General features: G+C 60.2%; 11 protein-coding genes. All 11 read right to left on the bottom strand.

What is annotated here, in order from left to right:
• Positions 1-22 precede the first annotated feature (22 nt).
• A complete protein-coding gene (locus tag A462_RS21480; protein ID WP_008433670.1) occupies positions 23-748 on the bottom strand; it encodes a hypothetical protein in 726 nt (241 codons plus the stop codon).
• A 4-nt stretch (positions 749-752) separates the two neighbouring features.
• Positions 753-914 (bottom strand): hypothetical protein, encoded by a 162-nt coding sequence (locus tag A462_RS34230; RefSeq protein ID WP_008433669.1) that lies wholly within the window; start codon positions 912-914, stop codon positions 753-755.
• 136 nt (positions 915-1,050) lie between these two features.
• On the bottom strand, positions 1,051-1,287 hold the full coding sequence (locus A462_RS33245) for a methyltransferase domain-containing protein (protein WP_256579544.1): 237 nt from the start codon (positions 1,285-1,287) through the stop codon (positions 1,051-1,053).
• Between the two features lie 135 nt (positions 1,288-1,422).
• A complete protein-coding gene (locus tag A462_RS21485; protein WP_008433668.1) occupies positions 1,423-1,881 on the bottom strand; it encodes an SMI1/KNR4 family protein in 459 nt (152 codons plus the stop codon).
• Positions 1,882-1,887: 6 nt separating this feature from the next.
• Positions 1,888-10,272: a two-partner secretion domain-containing protein gene (locus A462_RS21490; protein WP_008433667.1), complete on the bottom strand. Its 8,385-nt coding sequence runs from the start codon at positions 10,270-10,272 to the stop codon at positions 1,888-1,890.
• A gap of 31 nt (positions 10,273-10,303) precedes the next feature.
• Positions 10,304-12,025: a ShlB/FhaC/HecB family hemolysin secretion/activation protein gene (locus A462_RS21495; RefSeq protein ID WP_008433666.1), complete on the bottom strand. Its 1,722-nt coding sequence runs from the start codon at positions 12,023-12,025 to the stop codon at positions 10,304-10,306.
• Positions 12,026-12,346: 321 nt separating this feature from the next.
• Positions 12,347-12,829, bottom strand: a complete 483-nt coding sequence (pgaD, locus tag A462_RS21500; RefSeq protein WP_008433665.1) for a poly-beta-1,6-N-acetyl-D-glucosamine biosynthesis protein PgaD — start codon at positions 12,827-12,829, stop codon at positions 12,347-12,349.
• Positions 12,826-14,172 carry a poly-beta-1,6-N-acetyl-D-glucosamine synthase gene (gene pgaC, locus A462_RS21505; RefSeq protein WP_003218180.1) on the bottom strand — a complete coding sequence of 449 codons (1,347 nt, stop codon included), beginning with the start codon at positions 14,170-14,172 and terminating at the stop codon, positions 12,826-12,828. The genes pgaD and pgaC overlap by 4 nt, the downstream gene beginning before the upstream one ends.
• 3 nt (positions 14,173-14,175) lie before the next feature.
• A complete protein-coding gene (gene pgaB, locus A462_RS21510) occupies positions 14,176-16,173 on the bottom strand; it encodes a poly-beta-1,6-N-acetyl-D-glucosamine N-deacetylase PgaB (RefSeq protein WP_008433662.1) in 1,998 nt (665 codons plus the stop codon).
• A 12-nt stretch (positions 16,174-16,185) separates the two neighbouring features.
• Positions 16,186-18,639: a poly-beta-1,6 N-acetyl-D-glucosamine export porin PgaA gene (gene pgaA, locus A462_RS21515; protein ID WP_008433659.1), complete on the bottom strand. Its 2,454-nt coding sequence runs from the start codon at positions 18,637-18,639 to the stop codon at positions 16,186-16,188.
• 181 nt (positions 18,640-18,820) lie between these two features.
• Entirely contained in the window at positions 18,821-20,317 is a 1,497-nt protein-coding gene (locus A462_RS21520) for a YdgA family protein (protein WP_023659325.1), read from the bottom strand.
• Between the last annotated feature and the right edge of the window lie 122 nt (positions 20,318-20,439).

The raw sequence follows: 20,439 nt of genomic DNA, 5'->3' as shown, positions 1-20,439 counted from the left end.
CGCGCCCGATTCTCGCTCTAATTCACGCGTTAAACAAAACTTCTCTCAGCAAGTCCTGCCTCTCTGCCTGAGCCCCTACGGCTGCAGTGAAGCACTGATTATAGGCAGCAATCTTCAAAACGCCGCCCAAATCTTCTACTGCAAAGCAGTCGATATCCATTAACTTCTTTTCGTCGACACCCACTAACTGAAGCAAGGATTTGCTTACCCACATGAAAGCGCCAACCGCCTCAATGTAGCCGTTTCTTAAAACCCAACGCCCAGGATTTTTTGATATATCTACGACCTCTTGGGTCAGCGGAAAAGGCAGCCCATTACTTTTCTTGGGCAGATGAGCGTGTTCGACGCGCTCAACTTCAAAGAGCGTAAGACTCTCGGCATTTTGCCATCGATCATACTCGGCGTCGTAAATTCGAGCCTGAACAAAGCCGGGCTCATCGATTAAAGCTTCAATCAAGGTCTGTGCAACTTCAATCGAATTCGCCAGGTGTTTCATATCAAGCCGATAAAACGCTTTATCTGCCACATACGAAAACTCGACAGAACCGTTTGCCAGCTCAATAAAAAAACTCTGACACTTGTTTTTCTCCAAGTAATTCGAAACGTCCGCCAACCCTATTTTCTTGCCGGTAAAGCCATCAATGACGGTATCCTCATTAAAGTTTTTGAGCTGTTGTATTAGCCGCCCCCATACAACTGAAGCGCCATCATGTAGCCTCTCGCTAAAGACAATTTCAATTTCAGCCATATGATTAGCCACCGAACTCTTTAATAATCACAGTAATATTACGTTGCTTTCCATACTCTATAAGCTTGCTCGCGTCAGCCATTCCGCCCGGTTGAACTCGGATGTCCAAAATTTTCGTTGCCGGTACGCCATCCACGGTAATTTTTGAACTTTGCAAGGTGTCCATATGGGTTCTCATGTCATAAGACCACCCTTTACCTCGGGTATCAATCGTTTTCAAACTCACCACATTGGGTCAAAGGGGACGGATTTATTTAATCAACTCATCTGGATTTTTAAATATTTAAATAAATCCGTCCCCTTTACGCACTTGGTATTTTTCCGTAAGGGTTCGCAGCATTTGCGTTGACAAATATCTTTCCACCAGGCTCAACCACGCGAGTAGCTTCCGGAAGAAAATCCATCATTGAGTTAGTACCACCTGCACTCTTGGGAATGAATGGGTTACTAGCAACAATCTCTCCCACCGAACTATCCTTGAAAGGAAGTTTCGTTGCGTCCGCTCGAATACCAGACTGAATATCTGCTCGGACATCCACGTTTATAGCACCAGGAGTTTGAGCATTCTTCCCACCAAATAACTCAACAGTGGGTTTCCCACCAGAACTAGCTAATTCTCCTGTCGCTTTTGCACCGAGCCTTTCTCAACCATTTTTTAAACGCAGAATCGTTATTCAACTGAAAGACATTATTCTTTTTTCTAAGAAATCGATAAAGTTTTTCGCATACAAACTAGAAGTTTGATCAGAAAGTTCAAGCCTATAAACAGGATACTCTCCATCATTAAGACCATCGTCCGTGGCAAAATAAAATGATTCCCCTGCACCCGGCGGTTCGCAGATAAATAGCCTCTCCTTCCCACACAACCCATTTCGACCGTTAACGATTGACATATAAACGATATCCCCCCCCCTTACACTATCAAAATCCATTTCGTAGATACTATAAATCTCCTCCCCAGATATTTCCCCGCCAGAATAACACTTCAGCCACCATTTATAGCTATCAGGCAACTTCAACCCAAGACGAGCTTCAGCTTTATAAATCCACTCATCAGCAATCCCGTCACCATAATCAGCAAACTCAACGTAATCCGACTCTTTAATAAGATTAATTATTCTCGAATAATCCACGCCTAATTACTCCCCGCTCCGAGCCCGCAACTTCCAATAATCCGACTGATAAGAGTTAAACTCTTTAGCCTGCTTTGTCAATGTTTTTGCATTCAAATCCGTAGGAACTGAAACATAGTCAGTCGTAGGGTTTCTGTATTCTGCAGAGTCTTTGTAACGAGTATACCTAAAGCTTTGAGCGGCATTGGATGGGACATGAAGAACACTGCTATTCTGGCTATGGAAAACAGAACCAACTTCTGCAAGTGAACCACGAGTACCAGCGAATCCATTAACTTCAGTTTGCGAGAGATGATGTAACTCAACTGATTTCCCATCATACCCAATTGGTGCTCGACCCGAGGCCATCCTCTCAAGGTTTGAGCCTTCAACAGTTTTACCTCGTACTCTCCAGGTCGATAGGGCCTCTGGGTCAAAGAGGTCGTTACGTTGATAAACAGTCCTATCTAGAACTGTTGTTTTATTCCAAAAAACATCAACTTTAGGCGTCGTACTTGCAACATTACTACCCGCCGTCGTGCCCGTACCAGCAGAACCTAGCCCTTTTGCACCACTGGCAAGCTCTCCAGCTAACTTACCATTAAAGTATTTACTCGCGCCGCCAAACAGAGCCGCCTGAGCTGCGGATTTCGCCGTGCTCCATGCCAGGTCAGACGTTACGCTCGACTCTCCTGGAAAGGTTTCCGGAAAGAAAGAAGCTAGCACTCGGTCGGGCTCATTGGATTTAAAATCCGCCGTAATCCGGCTAGCAGAATCCCATGCCCCCACCATCGAGGTGGTGCCAAGCGCTCCTAAGCCGATGGGTAAGGCACAGGTAACAACGCCAACACATGCGGGTGACGACATCACCATCCCGGTATATGCAGTAGCCCCTCCGACTAGGCCAAGGGCAGTGTCTTTGCTTGCTCCAACGACCTGCACCGCCTTGCCGTGAGCATTGAGCGTATCGTCGCTCCAATCCTGCCAACTACGGCCACCAAACTGGCCGGTCGCCTCAAGTAACGCGATCTCCTCACTAAAAGTGGCGCCGCGATCCTGAAGTGCCTTGAAGTCCTTATAGGTTTCATCGTTGGTCGGGATCGACTCTGCGCAACTAACCAAAGCGCAGGCCGCCGCATTCAAACGATCAGCCTTTTCCGGATGGAACCGTCGCTGTTCATCCAACGCATCGGCTTGAGACTTGTGAAGCTGGTGGTTGTACTGCGTGGCATTTTTCGCCACCCAGCCACCCTTCTCCAATTTGCTAGCATCTGCATCTTTTTGTGTGGCCGCAGCTAAAACACCGACCAGTTGAGAACTCATGGACAACAATGTCTTGTCGCCCTTCACGATGTCGTTAAGCTGTACGACCAGTGCCTCATTGGCGCCGGCTGCCAATGCGCCTGTACGGAAATCTCCACCCGTTGCTTCGGCCAAGAGGCCACCGACCATCGCATGAATCGCGATCTTGGGAATTGAACCGTTTTCGATGTTCCACTTTTTCGTGTAGTCGCCGACGGCATTGAAGCTGGCCGCTGCCAGGGTATTGAATAGCGCAGTTTTCAGCGCCTCACTCCCACTGCCGCCCTGCCCCAATGCTTTACTCAACAGCGTTGAAGTACCGCCTTGCAATGTCTGGTTCGCGGCAAACTGCCCTACACCAGTCCATGTGTTGAGCTGTGGCCCCGTTATTTGCTTAGTCGCCTGATCAGTATGAGTTCCGGTCCAGCCATCAAAATAAGCTGCGGTCAATCCAGCGGTCACACCGGAAATCGTATACCCCTTCAAAGCATCCGAAGAGGTGACATCCTTGAACACCGCCCCTAAGTTGCCACGATTATTAACGACACTAACCGTCGCATTGGTCGCAGCGCCTGCCGCTACGGCTCCCGCACCTGCCGCGACAGCGACGCCTGCTCCAGCACCTGCAGCCGCAGTCATTGCCAACGGCCCGACAAATGCGGCCATCAGAATTGCTATTACAATCTGCGAGCCCGCACCTAAACCGGAGTTACTGTATTTGAAGCTATCGTGGATCTCTTTGACTTGGCGCCAGTCCACGTCACCGCGCTTTTCAGCATCCTTGAGCCAAGCCAGATTCGGATCGGCTTTGACCATGGTATCGATGGTCTGACTAACGGTTTGCTGATCGATCTGCCTGACATCAATCTTCAATCCGTCGACAGCTTTGATAACGACCTGCCCTTGAGCGATCATTTCACTCTGGCGCAGCGTTTCGTCAGTGTTGCCTTTACCTTTGGCGCTGAACCAAGCGAGGTCACCCTTGCTCTTGGTATGGCTCTCGTCATGAAGGTCTTTGACGCCTTCAAAGACGATGGCCCCGCCACTGTTAAGAATGATGTCATTACCACTATCAAGCTTCGCGACCTGGTAACGCTGGTCACCTTCGCTGATCAACGTGAGGTTGCCGCCAGTCTTGATCTCGGTCCCAACGTTCGTGGTGCGGGTTACTTCGTCTCGCTGCTCTTTCTTCGCGCCCCAGCCACCGTTCTCCTTCATGTCATACAACGTATGAGTACTGTTCTGCGCCGCCAGCAAATTCAACTTATCCCCGCTATACAGATAAGCCTCATTCCCCGCACTGATCTTGCTCGCCACCAGCGTGGTGTCGCGCCCGGCCTGGCTCGTAAAGTCCCTGCCCGCCGTCAGCACACTGGCTAACTGCGTGGTCTGCTCATCCGCGGTCTTAATGCGTTTCTTGCCGTCTTTTTCCTTGCCTTCGACGTTGTGCACATCGCTGACAGACGCCACGTTGAAATCGCGCCCGGCCTGAATGTTCAGGTCCTTACCCGCGGTGGCGTTGCTGCCGATGATGTTGACGTCTTGCCCCGCCACCATGCTCAGGTTGCCACCGGCCGTGACCGTGGCCGCTTGGTTTTTCACGTCGGTGGTGATGCTGGATTTGTGCCCGCCGTCGCTGAAGGCGTGGATCTCGCTGGTGTCGCTGACGGCGATCAGGTTGAGGTCGCGCCCGGCTTTCAGGTCGGCATCGCCGCCGGCGGTGAGTGCACCGTGGTTGGTGAGGTCGCGGCCAGCGTCGATGGCCAGGTTTTCGCGGGCGGTGATGGTGCCGGCGCTGCTGTCGGTGAGGGTGCGCATGCCGGCACCCTGGCGCACCTGGATGGCGGTGTTGTCGTTGGTGATGTCGCCCTTCAGGGTGGTGAGGCTGACCTGGGTGCCGCGTATCTCGCCAGCCATGGAATTGCGGATGCTGTCCTGGGCCAGCAGGCTGAGGTTGTTGCCGGCCTCGATCAGGCCGCCGGTGTAGAGGCTGCCGCTGCTGGCCACTGAGAGGTTGTTGCTGGCGCGCAGGGTGCCGACGTTGATCAGGTCGCCGCCGGTCATCAGGTTGAGGTCGCGGCCCTGGATCAGGCTGTTGCCGCGCACGTTGCGGGAGTCGGCCTGGGCCAGGTAGAGCACCGGCACGAGCACGGTCTGGCCGTCGACCACGCGGTTTTCCATCCACACGATGTCGTGGGTCAGGGCGCCGACTTGCTGGTCAGTGAGGGATACGCCGACGCTCAGGCGCAAGGCGTCCTTGCTGGCCAGGGCGTTGTCCATCAGGTAGCGGAACTGGTCGTAGTCGCTGGTCAGGCCACCGGCGAGGAAGCGTTGCCCGGTTTGCGCCAGCACCGCATCGCGGATCAGCCGTGACTCGTATTGCCCGTCACCCAGGCGACGCCAGGCGTTGTCGGGGCTGTAGCCGAGCTTGCCGAGCATGTAGTCGGAGCTGAAGAAGCCCGCCACAGTGGTGAGGTTCGGGTTGGTCTCGATCAGGTAGTGACTGGTGGGGTCGGCGTTTTTGATGAACAGGCCGTAGTCGCCCTTGGGCAACTGGAAGCCGGGCGCGGTGGTGGGGTCGACCGGGGTGAAGGACTCGCCGGTGTAGTCCACGGGTACGTAGCGGCCGTCGGGCGCGATGCTGGTCACCGGCAATACGCTGCTCGGCGCCTGGGCGGTGGCGTCGTTGACGTGCTTGCTCAGGTTGATGTTGATGCCGCCGACGGGGATGCCGGTCTGGTCGTCACCGAGGGTGCCGGTCAGTTGCTCCAGGGTGTTGGTGTGCAACGTGCCATTTTGCAGGGTGCGCGCAACGTTGAGGTTGACCGCGCCACCGGCCTGTATCGTCGCGGTGTAGCCTGGGCCGCCGTTGTCGGTCCAGGTGGTGACGTTGCTTTGCTCGGAGAAACGCCAGTCGCTCGACCGGGCCTTGAGCACCTCAAAGCGTGCTTCATCGAAATTACCCGCTGCCACTGCTGCGTTGAAGGCGGGTACGTCGATGTATTCCATCCGGTCCCACTCATCGGTGTCGATGCGCTGCGGGGTGCCGATGACGATGGTGTTCTGCCCGGTGCGAGTCGCGGCGCCCTGGTTGAGCAGGTCGTTGGCGGTGATGCTCAGGTTGCCATTCGCCGCCAGCAGGCTATAGCGGTTCTGGACGTTGTCGCCCTGGATCAGCAGGTCTTTGCCCGCCACCAGGCGCGCAGAGGCCGAGTCCTTGATCGCGGATTCAAGGTAGGTCTGGTTGATGGTGATTTGACCGCGCTTGAACGAGTCGTGCCCGCCGCAGTGCTGGCCGCACTGCCAATTGAGGCTGCCGGTGGTGATGGTCTGGCCCAACTCGAATTCAGCCTTGGCGTTTTCCACATTCCGCGCACTGATGCCGATATTGCCTTCGCTTTCAACCGTACCGGAAAGGTTGCTGAAGCCCGCCGCCATGCCGCCATCGAGCGCCGCGAAACTCAGGTTGCCCTTGCTGTAGACGTCGCCGTACAGGTTGCTGAAGCTGTTCCCGCGCAGGGTCAGATCGCCGCCGCTGAACAGCAGCGTGTCGGCGCTATTGCTGATGCCATTGCTGGCGCTGAGGTTGACGTTGCCTTGTGAACCGAGGGTGCCGCGGTTGTTGATGTGTGCGGCGGCAATGTCGAGTTGCTGGCGTGCGGTGAGGTAGCCGAGGTTATCCAGCGTACCGCCCAGGGTGATGCGGGTGGTGGTGCCGCCGGCCAAACGCCCGCCGTTCTGGCTGAGGTTGTTGGCGACCACGCTCAGTTTTTGCTGGGCCGAAAGGCGGCCACTGTTGGTCATGTCGCCGGTCAGGTTGACACTCAGGTCACCGTCGCTGAGCAACTCGCCCGCGTTATCCAGGCTGGCGATATCCAGGGTCAGACCCTTGGCGCTGGCCAGGCGGTCGCCGGCCTTGAGGCTCAGGCCCTGGGTGCTGGTGTAGTGCAAGGCTTCATTGAGTTGCACACGGCCGAGGCCATCGACCCGGCCGAACGACCAGTCGGCGGTGCCCAGGCCATTGATGCTGCCCTGGCTGCCGCTGAGGCTGCTGGTATTGAGGCTGAACACGCCGGTGCCAGCGTGCTGCAGTTGCCCGGCCTGGTTATTCAGATGCCCGGCGCTGAGGCTGAAGGCCTGGCTGCCGAATTCAAGAATGCCGTTCTGGTTATTCAGTTGGTCGGTGACCGTCAGCGTGCTGCTGGCGCCTTCCATCGCCCGCAGTTGGCCGCCCGCGCTGTTGTCGAGGTTGCCGCCATTGAAGGTCAGGCCCTGGTTGGACTCAATCAGGCCGCCCTGGTTGGTCAGTTGGGTACGCGAGGTCAGGCTGAGCTGATTGCCGCTGATCTGGCCGTTGGCGCTGTTGTCCAGGATGGCGCCGGAGACGGTGACGTGCTCCTTGCCGAACAGTTTGCCGCCCCGGTTGGTCAAGGCCTCGACCGTCAGTTGCAGGTCGCTCTTCAAGGCGGTCAACGCGCCGGCCTTGGTGCCGTCTTGGCTGTTGTCGACGCTGTCGGCTGTCACCGTCAAGCTGTCGCCTTGCACGGTGCCGGCCTGGTTGTTCAAGGTGCCCAGCGTCAGGTCGACCGCCGCACCACCGCTGAGGATCATGCCCTGGCGATTGCTCAGGTCCTGGCCGCGGTAGCTCACGCCCTGATTGCCGGCCAGGAGTTGGCCCTGGTCGTTGTCGAGGGTTTGCGCCGCGATATCCAGGCGCTTGCCCCGCAAGGTGCCGCCCTGGTTGTTGAGGGTGGTCAAGGCCTTGACCAGCACACTGCGTTCGGCGGCGTCGATCACACCGTTGGTGTTGGTCAGCAGGTTGCTGATGTTGAGGGTGATGTCGCCGTCATTGCTGACCAGCGCGCCCTTGCTGCTGTTGTCGAGGTCTTGCGCGGTGACAGTGAGGGCCTTGCCCAGCAGGATCCCGGCGCTGTTGCCCAGGCGCTTGCCGGTCAGCAGCAGGTCACCCTCACTTTGAATACGGCCCTGGGTATTGAGCAATTGGTCGTTCAGCACCACGCTCACACCCGGCACACCACCGGCCAGCAACCCGGCACTGCGGTTGTCGAGGCTGCCGGCGCGGACGTCCAGTTGGTCACCGACGATACGCCCGGCGCGGTTGTCGATCTGCCCGCTTCGCGCATCCAGCAGCAACTGCTTGCCGATGATGGCGCCGCCCTGGTTATCCAGGCTCGCGGCGTGCAGTTCGATGTCGCCCTGGGCGGCCTGCAAGTGACCTTTGGCGTTGTTCAACTGTTGGGCGACGGTCAAGGTCAACTTGCCGGCATCCGCGCTGAGTACACCTGCGTCGTTGTTGCTGAGGCTGCCGAGGGTAGCGGTGAGTTGCCCACCCACCAGCTTGCCGTCCTGGTTGGCGACGTCACCGGCGCGCAGGTTCAAGTCAGTGCCAGCCTGGGCATGACCCTGGCTGTTGTTGAAGGTGTTGGTGACGGTGAGGTTGAGCGCGCCTTTCTCGGCACTGATCAAGCCCTTGGCACTGTTGTCGAGGCGGGCGGCGTTGACCGTCACGGCGTCGGCAACCAGGAAACCGTTCTGGTTGTTGATTGTGTCCGCTGTTACACCGAGGTTGCCCGCGACAATCTGCCCGCCGGTGTTATTCAGCGTGCCGCTGTTGAGCGTCAAGCTGCCGCCCGCGACCTGGATATGGCCCTGGCGGTTATCCAGCGAATCGGTTTGCAGCGTTGCCGCCTGATCGGCACCGAAGCGAATCAGCCCGCCGAGGTTGACGATGGCCGGCGCGTTGATCGCCAGCGCTTGCTCGCCATACACCCGCGCGGTGGCGCCCTGGTTGGTCAGTCTGGCACTGTTCAGCGTGACGGTTTTACCCTGGATCACTGCGCCCTGGTTGTTCAGTTCCCGGGTGGCCGTGGCGCTCAGCGAGCGGCTGGCCAGGACGTTGCCGCTGGTGTTCAGGGTTTGCGTATTCACCACCACATCGCCGGTGGCATTGCGGCTGTTATCGGCCTGCACGCCTGCTTCGATGATGCCCGGGTTGGTGACGGTGGTGGCTTTGAGTTCGATGCGTTGGCCAGCGGCCAGGCTCTTTTGGTTGACCAGTTCTTCAGCACTGTTCACCTGCACATTGCCGGCGGCGTAGACCTTGTCGGTCAGGTTCACGTTCTGCGCGGTGACCTTGAGGTTACCGGTGGTCGCCGTCTGCGCCATGCTCAGGCGCCCGTTGGCATCCAGCTGGATGTCGCCGCCACTGGCGGCCAGCGTACCGTCGAGCTTCACACCCACGCCGGCTTCGGTGCCCACCAGTTTGATCGCACCGGCGTACATACCGCCCAGCGCCGAGGAGTCGATGGCCAGCTCGGGCTTGGCACTGCCGTCATCGGCGCGCGCGGTGGCTTTCAGGCTTTTGGCATCGACGTCGTTACGCCCGGCAATGACGGTCAATTCTCGTGCGTTGATCTGCGCATTGATCTTGGCCGAGCGGGTGATGATTTCGAAGCGGTCGACGTTGCTGGCATTCAAGCCTTCGCCGTCGATGGTCACGGCGCCGCCGTCAACCTGGTAGCGCTGCAACTGGCCGCTGGCGTCGAGCACCGGTTTGCCGGTGGTGAGGGTCACGTTGGGGGTGTTGATGAAGCCGCAGCCGCTGCATGTAACGCCGTACGGGTTGGCGACGATGACCTTGGCCGACTGGCCCGCCACTTCGGTGTAGCCGCGCAGTTGGCTGGGGCTGCCGCCGTTGACTTCGTTGAGGATGACGCTGGCCGCGCCGCCCTTGAGGTTGGGGTTGCCGACGATGTAGCCACCCAGCTGGGTGTTCGTCATGGGGCCGTTGGCGTTGTTGAGGATCACGCCGTTGGGGCCGACGTTGTAGTCCTTGAATTGGTTATGGGACAAGCCACTGCCATTGGGGGTGGCGATGTTCACCACCGGTACGCCATTGCCGGCCTGGCCGACGGTGGTGCCCGGCGCACTGACCACAATGCCTCCGGCCTGGGCCAGCAGCGGCTGCCAGAACAGCGCGTTGGCCAGGATCAGCACCAGGCCGCGCTTGGGCAGGCCGAAGAACGAGTCTCGCGGTTTCAGCGCAGCAGAAGGTTGGCGGGCCAGGAAGGCAAAGTGGCGAACATCCATTGTCATATTCTCGATGTAACGGGGCGTTGAATTACAGGAAGAAATCCATGCGGAAGTAGATCGGCGCTTCGCGCTCGCTCATCACTGCCGGGCGTTCCAGGGAATGGGCAAAGGTCACGCTGGTGCTGACGTATTTGCCACGGGCGAACAACTCCAACGAGTTGCTCGAGACCCGGCCATGCACTTCACCGTTATAGCGGTCGTTGCTGATCACACCCTGGTCGTAGCCGACGCTGGCGCCGTATTCGGCAAAGGCCGGGCGCATCCAGTCCCAGGTCACCGGGCGCGCCCAGCGCACGTCGTTGCGCCAGTAGCCGCCGCTGTCGCCGGTGAGCTGCTGGTCTTTGAAACCGCGCACCGAGGCCGAGCCGCCGAGGCTCATGCGCTGGGGGCTGAACAGAATGTCTTCACTGCGTTGGCCGGTGGCCAGGCTGGAGAAACTGAACGACTCACCCCACAGCGTGAACGGCTGCAAGTAGCTGACGGTGGCGGTGTATTTGCGGTAGCGCGCGTTGGGTAGGCGATTGCCGTACTGATCGCGCTCGTTTTCAGCTTGGGCATCGAAGGCGCCGATACCGTTCTGCATGCCCAGGTCGAGGTTGACGAAGGCATTGCCGATGCGGCGACCGTGGTTGATGCCCAGTTGCAGTTCACTGAGGCGGTTGCTGCTGGGCTCGGTGCGCACGTCGAGGATGTAGTTGTTGGTGCGCAGGTGCGACAGGCCGACGTTCACCGAGGTCTTGCTCACGTCGTCACGATGGATCACGCGCTCGGCGCGCAGTTGGTGGTTTTCGTTGTCGCCGTTCTGCTTGAATTTAAAGTCGTTGGTTACGCCAAAGGTGCGGTAATCACTCTCGCTGTAGGTGTAGCTGAAGTTCCACCAGCCCCACGGCACGTTGTAGTAGAGCATGGTGTTTTTCGAGGTTTTCTGATGGTCGCTGACGCCATCGTGGCCACCGCGCAACACCAACTGGTCGGCCAGGCCCAGGGGGCTGTCCCACTCAAGGCCGGCGCCCCACTGCTGTTCGCCAGTACTTTTCTGCCCGTCGTTATTGCGCGACAGGCTGGCGCGCCAGGGCTTCTGCGGGACGTTCCTGACCTGCACTTCACTGCCGCCCACCTGGCTTCCGGGGGTCAGTTCCATTTGCGCCTGCTTGGACGGCAAGCGATTCAACTGGTCCACCAACTGCTCGATTTCCCGCAGGTTGAGCTGCTCGCCGACCTTGCCGGGGAAGGCCATGGCCAGCTCGCGCGGGGACAGGTTGCTGCCGTCGGCGCCCTTCAAGCCTTCGAGCTTGCCTTCCACCACCAACACCTGGAGGTGGCCGGTGGAAAGGTCCTGCTGCGGCAAGTAAGCACGGCTGGTAACCATGCCTTTGTCGATGTAGTAGTCGGTGATCGACTTGAGCACTTGGTTGAGCTGGGAGACGCCCAGGCACTGGCCGATATACGGCTTGAGCAGGCGCTCGCGGTCCGGTGTAGGCAGGCTGTCGGCACCCTTGAGTTCGATGTCTTTGATCGGGAAGCAACGGGTGTCGGCCGGGGTGGCAGGCGCTTGGGGCTTGGCTTCTTTGCCGGGCAGTTCCTTGAGGTCTTCAAGGCGCCGGCGCTGTTCTTCCAGCAGACGGTTTTGCCGGTCGCGGATCAGGTCCTGATCGCCAGGCGTGGGCGCAGCCGTCGCACTATTGAGTGCGAAGCAAGTCAGCAGGCAAACGCCCAGCAGCAGCCGAGTCCGTGGCAATAATAAAGACATGTTCGATCCGTCGAAAAAGCGGGGGCCGGCAAACTAACATCGAACTTCCGGTGGGCCAAGATTCTGGCTTAGTGGGAAGTTATGTTTAACAGGCATATAAGTTGCTGATTATTAACAATAAATAAATCATGCAACGTTTAATTGCTTGCAATTGGAATTTTTATTCCGACAAGCGGTAACAGTTTTGATACACCTCCAATGGTGGCGCTTACAATTGCCATTACTTGGCCATCAATGCGGTATCAAGACTGGTTAGTAGCCAAAAGATGAGAAAAGTTCGCGGTTATTTTGTGAATTGGATCCCATTTTTCGATATCCCGGTTAACCAACCTCCTTGGTCCGCTCCTGCCCCGCCACCAACTTCAACCCTGGCCGCTCCACATGCCGGGACACATGGGCTGTCACTTCCTGCACACCCCCTTCGTGGTCGTTATGAATCACCAGCACACCCGGGCGGCGCAGTTGCTCCAGGTCACCTTCCCCCAGGCTGAAGCTGTCGCTCAAATGCTGGTCGCTCAAGGCCTTGGCCGCCGAGCGCCGCTGGGCAAAGTGCTTGCCACGTCGCTGCTGGTAGCGTGCCCAACTGATCAGTACCATCGCGTTGAAGACGGCAATCCACAGGTAGATCTGCAAGGTATCCAGCGCCGCGAAAATCGGCGCATCGATCCGCGGGCCGCCGTGGCTGTCGAGCATCGGCACCAGCCCGCGCACCAGCAGGATAATCAGCCCGGCCCAGGCCAGCAGGGTCAGGAATACGTCGATGGCCCACATCACCGGGCGCTGTTGGGTTCGGATCAGGTTCATGGCTGCACATCCGTAGTGGGGGCTTTGATACCGCGATCCGGGCTGACCCAGCGCGCGCGTTTCTGGTGTTGGCGGAACAACACTTTGGGGAAGCTGACCAGGGTGGTGAACAGGCTCACCAGCCAGAACACCAACGGGTACCAGACGGTCCAGAACAGGGTTTTCCACAGGCCCTTTTCATAGCGCCGGTCGATCATGATGCTCACCGCGAACTGCACCAGGCACACCACCGCCAGCAGCAGGCCGGTGAAGGCCGGCGGCATCAGCGAGTCGACGGCGATGGCGGCAGGCAGCGTCACCACCTTGCCCACGGCCCAGAAAATCACCGAGAGCAAAAAGGTGAAGGCCCAACCGGTGGACAGGCAGTACTCGAACAGCAGCGGCCACAGGTAGCGATGGCGCCATTGCCAGATGCCACGAATATTTTTGAACAGCACTTCAGCGCCGCCCTGGGCCCAGCGCAGGCGTTGCTTCCACAGGCCGCCGAGGGTTTCCGGCATCAGGATCCAGCACAGCGCGCGAGGCTCGTAGAAGATGCTCCAGTGGTCCAGTTGCAGCTTCCAGCTCACGTCGATGTCTTCGGTGATCATGTCGGTGCTCCAGTAGTCGACCCGGTCCAGGGCCGCCCGCCGAAACGCCACCACCACGCCGGAGACGGTGAAGATCCGCCCGAAGACCCGCTGGGTGCGCTTGATCAAGCCGATGATCGAAGAGAACTCGCCTACCTGCACCCGGCCGATCAAGGTGGAGCGCGTGCGAATGCGCGGGTTGCCGGTGACCGCCCCCAGGCGCGGGTTGTCGAGCATCGGCGCCACCAGGTACGCCGCGGTGTTCGGCGAGAGCAACGCATCGCCGTCGATGCACACCAGGTATTCGCTGCGCGCTGCTACCGCGCCCATGCGCAAGGCCACAGCCTTGCCCTGGTTTTGCGCCAGGTGCAGCACCCGCAGGCGCGGCTCTTTCAGGGCCAACGCATCGAGCACGGCGGCGGTGTTGTCGCTGGAGCCATCGTTGATCGCGATCACTTCGATGTTGCGGTATTGCTGGGCCAACGCGGCGCCGATGGTCTCGGCGGCGTTGTCGCCTTCGTTGTAGCAAGGGATCAGGATCGAGATCAGCGGCTCACCGGCGAGTACCGGCGCGGGGGTGTCATCCGCCCACGGCCAGTGGCGCTCCCAGTGCAGCCAGAAGTACAGGCCGCCGGCGATCCACAAGCCGGACATGAACAGTGGATAGAAGAAGACGAAGTCCATCAGGAACTGCCCGGTGACCAGAAAGATCAGGCCCAGGGGCACACCCAATACCAGCGACAACACGATAAGCGCGAGGATTCTGTCGAACATGAGTCAAGGATTCCACTGGTTGGAAAGGGCCGGACGCACGGTTTTCAGATCCGGCGAATTCTCCAGGAAGTTGTCGGGGTAGTAGCCAAAACTGGTCACGCCCTGACGCTTGAGCACGCCCATCCACTCGGCCATTTGTGCACCGTCCAGATCGGGGGCGGCCGAGGTACGCCAGTCCTTGGCTTGCAACTCGAAGACTGTGCGTTGCAGCGCGCCGGGGCGGGCCTTGACGGTGGCCACGAGCTTTTCCAGCCAGGCGTTGGAGCCCTTGAGGTCCTGGCCTTCCATCAGCGGCATGGCCATCGGCGCAGTCCAGTCGTAGCTGGTGAGGAAGTCGTCGAGGTTCTGCGCGAACCAGGCTTCGCTGCCCGGGTTGAGCATCGGTTCGGCGAAGATATTGCGTGCAGTCTGCACCTGCGGGCCGCGCAGCTTGCGGACCTTGGCCGTCAGCTCATGGGTGAAGTCGATCAGGTAGCGGCTCTTGAAACGCGTCCAGCGCTGCATCACCGCAGGGTCGGCGCGCAGGGCTTCGATGGTGTCCGGCAGGCCATTGGCGGCGTAGGCCTTGAGCGCCAGCGGGCTGGCGTCTTCGAAGTCCGACAGCACCGCGTCGTCGTGGAACAGCACGCCGTCGATGGCACTGGTGCGCGCCAGGTCTTCGTAGATCTCACCGATGACCTGCCGCACTTTCGGATCGAACGGCGACAGGCGCTGGTACTGGTCCGGGTCGATGGCGACCTTGCCGGTTTGCGGGTCCCAACGGGTAACGCGGGGCAGCTTCGAATCGAGGGCGAAACTGAGCACCGGCATCCAGGCAAATACGTTCACGTGGGCCCGGGTGCGCAGTTGCCAGGTGACGCGGTTGAACAGGTCGGCGCGCACCGGCAAATGGCGGTTGGGGAAGTACAGCGAACGCACCAGGCCATCGCCCTTGGGGTCGGCGAAAGCCTGCAGGAACACGGTGCTGGCACCCATGTCGACCACACGCTGGATCAGTTTGTCGAGGTTGCGCACCTGCTGTTCCGGGTCCGGGTCGTAGACGTTGTCCAGGTCCACATGCAGCACCCGCAGCGGGGCTTCAGTCTGGGTCGCGACGATGGCGTTGGCGTAGTGTTCGCCGTCCGGGTCGGAGGCCACCAGGAAGCGCGGGCTGCTCATCAGGTTGCCGAGGCTGTCGAGACCGTCTTCCAGGGTCAGGGCCATCTGGTAACCCTGCTCGCCCACCACCGCCAGCGAGGTGCCATCGGCAGCGCCGTAAGGCCACACCCACACGCGCGGCGCCTTGCCGGTGACGGCGCGGATCTTGTTGGAGATCGCCGTCACGTCGGTGCGCATCCGCGCCTGGAACTGGGCTTCGGTTTCGTAGCGATGGGTCGCCGGGTCAAAGCGTCGGGTGGTGGCGGCCGGTTGCAGGTTGCCTTGTGGGTTGGCCAGCACGCCCTTGTGGTTGGCGTCGGTGTGCGCGGCGATTTCCACCAGGCCGGACTGGGCGATTTCGCGCACCTGCTGCCAGGTCAGGAAGTCCGAACGCGGGCGTGGTGTGCCGGCGAAATCCACCGGCTGGTTCAGCGGCGTATCCACCCACGAACCCACCGGCGCCAGCAGCGCGTGCCAGTTGTAGCTGCGCAGGATCGGCATCACACGGGTGTAGAAGCTCGCGTAGCCGTCATCGAAGCTGAGCATGATCGCCTTCGCCGGCAACTCCGGGCCGCCGTTGCGGGCCGCCAAAATCTGGTCGACGGTGACGGGCTGGTAGCCGTTTTCCCGCAGCCACGCCAACTGCTCGATCAAACGTTCGGTGCGCACGGCCACGACAGCCTGATCGGGGTCGCGGTCCTCGATGTCGTGGTAGGCGATACCGAGGAAATGGTTCTTCGGCCACGCCGCTTCGCTGGCAGGCTTGAGCCGCTCGGCGGGTGGGGTGAAAGGTGCGGGTTGCTGGGCGCAAGCGCTGCTCAGCATTAACCCCAGGGCCAACAGGCAACGGGACAAGACGGGCATGATCGGACTCTTCTAGAAGCGGTAGGTGAGGTCGACGATCAGGCGCAGGTCGCTTTCGCGCTCACCGTCATAAGGTCGGCTGATCCAGCTGAGGTTGGCGCCGGTTTCGAGCACGTCGTTCCAGCGAAACCGCTGGCCGTAGCCCACCAGTGCAACGCCGCCGGTACCGTAGTCGCGCTGGCTGTAGGTGCCCGCCCCCACCTGGAACTGCTGGCTCCACTGGGTTTCGTAGCGGTGGTAGAGCACGTGGTTGACGGTGGCCGTGGGCAGCACGCTGAAGTCCGAGCGCGGGTTGAAGTACGGCGTGTCTTCCTTGGTGTTGCGGCTGGTGCCGACTTCCAGGCCCAGGTCGACTTGCACCCCCGGCGAGCTGTACACGCCCTGGCGACCGGTGAGCAGCGCTTCGAGGCGGTTGTTGCCGTCGCTGAAGTGGGACGGGCTCAGGGCCAGTTTCCATTCGCGGCTTTCGTTGGCGCGCCAGCGGATAAACCCGCTGCCGCCGTTGGCAGTAATGTCGGCATTCAGTGCCCGCAGCGGGGTGCTCGCGGAGAGGTAATCGAGACTGCCGCCGTACTGCCATTGGTCATTGATGTCGCGGGCAATCGCGATGCGCGCGCCCTGCTTGTCGCCAAAGCCGTAGGAGTGATTGGAGACCTCGGCTTCGAGGGTCATGTCGCGGGTGCGCCGCTCTACACCGAGGCGCTGCCAACGGTGTTGGCCGGTGCCTTCTTCGAAATCGGCGGTGGCGTAGCCGGCCCCGCCGAACACGCGCCAGTCTTCATCGATGGGCGGGCTGTAGAGCAAGGTTTCGATGCCGAAATCGCGGCTGCCGGACACCGCGCCCGCGCCGTCATCGCCGCCGCCGTTGCTTTTGCCGGTGTAGGCCTCGACGCGCAATTCGGCCATGTCGTGCACATCCCGCAGGCGGCTGAGGCGCTGTACCTGGCGGTTGTCCGGGGCGCGGTCGACCACGTCATCGGTGAGTGCATCGAGCTGGCGCCATTCCTGCAGATCGAGGGCAGTGTGGCCTTGGGAAACCTCCAGGCCGATGTCGCGCGGGGCCTGGGCTTCGGTTTCCTTGAGGGTGTTTTCGGCGCGCCGTGGCCAGTCGCGGGCACGGTACATATCGGCCTGGGCCAGGCGCAGGCCAATATTGCCGGGGGCCTGTTGCACCAGGGCTTCCAGGCCTTTTTCGCTGGCGGGCAGGTCGGCGCCATAGGTGCCGGCCTGGGCGGCCAATTGTTGGGCGTCCATCCAGGCGTCGTTGGGGTTGCCGATGGGCAAGCCCTTGAGCTCGACCCGGGGTTTCTGGGTGCTCGCCAGGTTGTCGGCGACTTCGCGAGCTTCCACCACTTGATCGTTTTCGAGCAGGGCGTAGAACAGCGCGGTGCTGTCTTCGACGTGATCGCCGGCGTCCGCATCGCTTGCCGCCAGGGCCTGGCGATACAGCGGCGCGGCCTTTTCCGGCTGGCGCTGGTCGAGGTAGGCGGCAGCGACCCAGCGCAGGGCGTAGGTCGGCAGTTGCACGCCTTCGCCCTTCAAGACTTCGTAATCGCGGATCACCTCGGCGGTGCGCGCCCGGGCTTTCAGCGCGCCCAGACGGTCGATGCGCCAGCGCACCACGTCATCATGGGCGTTGGCATCCGGTGTCCAGGTGGTGAGCAGTTGGTCGTAATCCTTGAGGGCACGGTCGGCGATGACGTAGCGCTCTTTTTCACTGCGGGTCGCGAACTCGGCCATGCGCACGCGCTCGGCGGCCAGGTCGCCTTCGAGGCGGCGTTGGGTGACCGGGTCCAACAGGCCAGGGCGCCGGGCAGCGAGGCGCAGGGCCGGTTCCGGCAGGCGCGCACGTTGCAGGGCGACGATGTATTCGTGGGCGACTTCAGGTTTGTTGCCGGCACGCATGAACGCCTGGTCGAATTCGAACAGCGCGTCATAGGTAGAACCGGCACGGGTCAGTGCGTAACCCAGGGCCATGCGGCGGTCGGCGTCGTCGGGCTTGGCGGCCACCAGGGCGCGGGTGCGCTGCACCGCTTCAGCGGTCTGGCCGGCGTCCGCCTGGGTCAGGGCCAGGCCGAGTTGCAAGTCCGGGTTATTCGGCTCGCGCAGCAACGCCTGGCGATACACGGCAATCGCCGGTTCCCAACGCTGCTGGTTGCGATAGGTGCGGGCGACGGTGGCCAGCGCCTGGGTGGTGAGGGTGCGTGAGCGGCCCTGGGCCTCGTAGACCGTCAGCACCTCGGCGTCCTGGCGCGCCCAGCTGGCAATCAACAGGTGATCGCTGACCTGCCCCGGCGTCTGGCGCTCGGCGGGCATTTGGCGCAACAGGTTGAGGGCCGGACCATAGTTGCCACTGCGGGCCTGGTTGATCAGCGAATCATAGGCCGCATCGGCCGATGCCACGACGGGCCAGAGCAGTTGGCTGCACAGGGCCAGGCGGATAAACGGATGAATATTACGCGACATGTCGTCAGCTTCCTCACCAGGGAAAGCTGTAGCGATAAGTTCACCTGCACGACACTCCAGGCGGCCGGCATCTGATGACGCGGCCAAGCTTTCCCGGGGCGCAATATCCTTGAGGGGGGTACAAAAAAGGCCAATTCAGAACAATTGTTCAGAATTGGCCTACATCATTTTGAGCCGAGTCTTATTGAGCGCCGCTGACCGCGCCGAACTTGCCCAGCACAAAACCAATGAATTGCTCGACGGTCATTTTCTGGCCGTTGAAGGTCACTTCATTGTTGGCGTAGTGCAGCTTGGACACGATATCGGTACCCACCAGGGTCGCCAGTTGAGTACCCACGGCCATGCCGCTGATCATCTCGCTGGCCATCTGGGATTGCTGCTCGATGGCTTTCGGGTCGGTCACACCACCAATCTGCGCCTGCAGGCCGGCAACGTCCTGGATCATCGGCTTGGACAGGGTGAGGTTGGCGTCCAGCAACGCAACGATTTGCTTGCCCAGTTCAACCGGCGGCAGGTCCATGCTCGACGGCTTGGCGAAGTCCGCCACCAGGTTGAAGCGGCTCTCGCCATTGGTGGTTTTCAGCGACAGGTTTTCTACCGCCACTTGCGGCTTGGCAGCCAGCAGTTGGTCGACGTTGGCCTGGGCCAGGGTCTGCTCGGCTTCGGTCAGTTGCAACTCAGGCACTGGCTGGCCGGCAGCGGCAGCGGCCTGGGCCGGCTGTACTTTTTCCTGGTAGAGCTTGGTCAGTACCAGCATCGACGGGATGTCGACGTTCTTCATGCTGACGGCCATGGCCGCCGAACCCACTGGCTTGCCCTGGTAACCGATCTCGTCGATCTTGTAGTCGACGCGGCCGGCCAGGTTGTTGTCCTTGGTTTCGCTGCTGTCTTTCTGCTCAAAGTTCTTGAGAGTCAGCACTGCTTGCTGCGGGCCGAAGGTGACCTTGGTGTTGGTCAGCTCGACGGTGTTTTGCCCGGTGTAGAAACCGAAGGTGGTTTTTTCCAGGTTGCTGGCGATGGTCAGGCCGCTCAGCTCCGCATCCAGCTTGGCGTTGTTGGCATCGATGACCGAGACCTTGAGGCTGTCCATGTAGCCGCTGGCCTTGACCTTCTTGCCTTCGGCGGTGGAGTCGAAATCGAGGTTGGCGCCGGAGAAGCTCACGGCCGACTTGTCGTCCTTGAGTTCCAGGGGCAGCAGTTCAACGTTGCCGGTCACCGAGCGGTCATAGCCGATGTTGGCCACGCCTTTGAGGGGCGACACGTCCTTGCTGGCAGCGAACCATTTTTCGGTGGTGGGGTTTTTCTCGAGTTCGTAGTGACTGGTGGCCATGACCGGCAGCCACTTCAGCGACACCAGGCGCGAGAACGGCAGCGGGCCGTGTTCGATATGGTCGACGAACAGCAGTTCGGTGTCCTGATGATTTTCGCCGAACACCGCGCCCTGGGCCTTGAGGCGATAGTGGGCGGTGCTGCTGAACAGCTGGCGGTCGAGGGAGACCAGTTCGAGGGTCACGGTGCCGTCGACACCGGCCATGGAGGTCTGCAGTTCCTTGTTGGCGTCCTGGATGGCGGTTTGCAGCACCGGCTCCAGTTGCTTGCCGGTGTACCAGGCACCGCCTGCGCTGATTGCACCAATGGCGACGACGATACCCAAGAGAACGACTGCTGGCTTATTCATGTAGTGACCTGATCAAATCCTGTGAAGTGGGCTGTCTTCCCTGAACCCCGAAGGGTGTCGGCTCAAGCCCGCCGAAATCCGGGGAAGATTAGCATTGGCTGGCGTATGCAGCCCAATTTTTC

This window comes from Pseudomonas sp. Ag1, from assembly GCF_000278565.1.
GTDB lineage: Bacteria > Pseudomonadota > Gammaproteobacteria > Pseudomonadales > Pseudomonadaceae > Aquipseudomonas.
Note: the sequence above shows the minus strand (reverse complement) of the source record. Positions and strands in the feature narration are given on the sequence as shown.

Excerpts from the sequence above, each read along its gene's own strand:
- A462_RS21480 (WP_008433670.1), bottom strand. The coding sequence starts at position 748 with ATGGCTGAAATTGAAATTGTCTTTAGCGAGAGGCTACATGATGGCGCT.
- A462_RS34230 (WP_008433669.1), bottom strand. The coding sequence starts at position 914 with ATGGACACCTTGCAAAGTTCAAAAATTACCGTGGATGGCGTACCGGCA.
- A462_RS21490 (WP_008433667.1), bottom strand. The coding sequence starts at position 10,272 with ATGGATGTTCGCCACTTTGCCTTCCTGGCCCGCCAACCTTCTGCTGCG.
- A462_RS21495 (WP_008433666.1), bottom strand. The coding sequence starts at position 12,025 with ATGTCTTTATTATTGCCACGGACTCGGCTGCTGCTGGGCGTTTGCCTG.
- pgaD (WP_008433665.1), bottom strand. The coding sequence starts at position 12,829 with ATGAACCTGATCCGAACCCAACAGCGCCCGGTGATGTGGGCCATCGAC.
- pgaC (WP_003218180.1), bottom strand. The coding sequence starts at position 14,172 with ATGTTCGACAGAATCCTCGCGCTTATCGTGTTGTCGCTGGTATTGGGT.
- pgaB (WP_008433662.1), bottom strand. The coding sequence starts at position 16,173 with ATGCCCGTCTTGTCCCGTTGCCTGTTGGCCCTGGGGTTAATGCTGAGC.
- pgaA (WP_008433659.1), bottom strand. The coding sequence starts at position 18,639 with ATGTCGCGTAATATTCATCCGTTTATCCGCCTGGCCCTGTGCAGCCAA.
- A462_RS21520 (WP_023659325.1), bottom strand. The coding sequence starts at position 20,317 with ATGAATAAGCCAGCAGTCGTTCTCTTGGGTATCGTCGTCGCCATTGGT.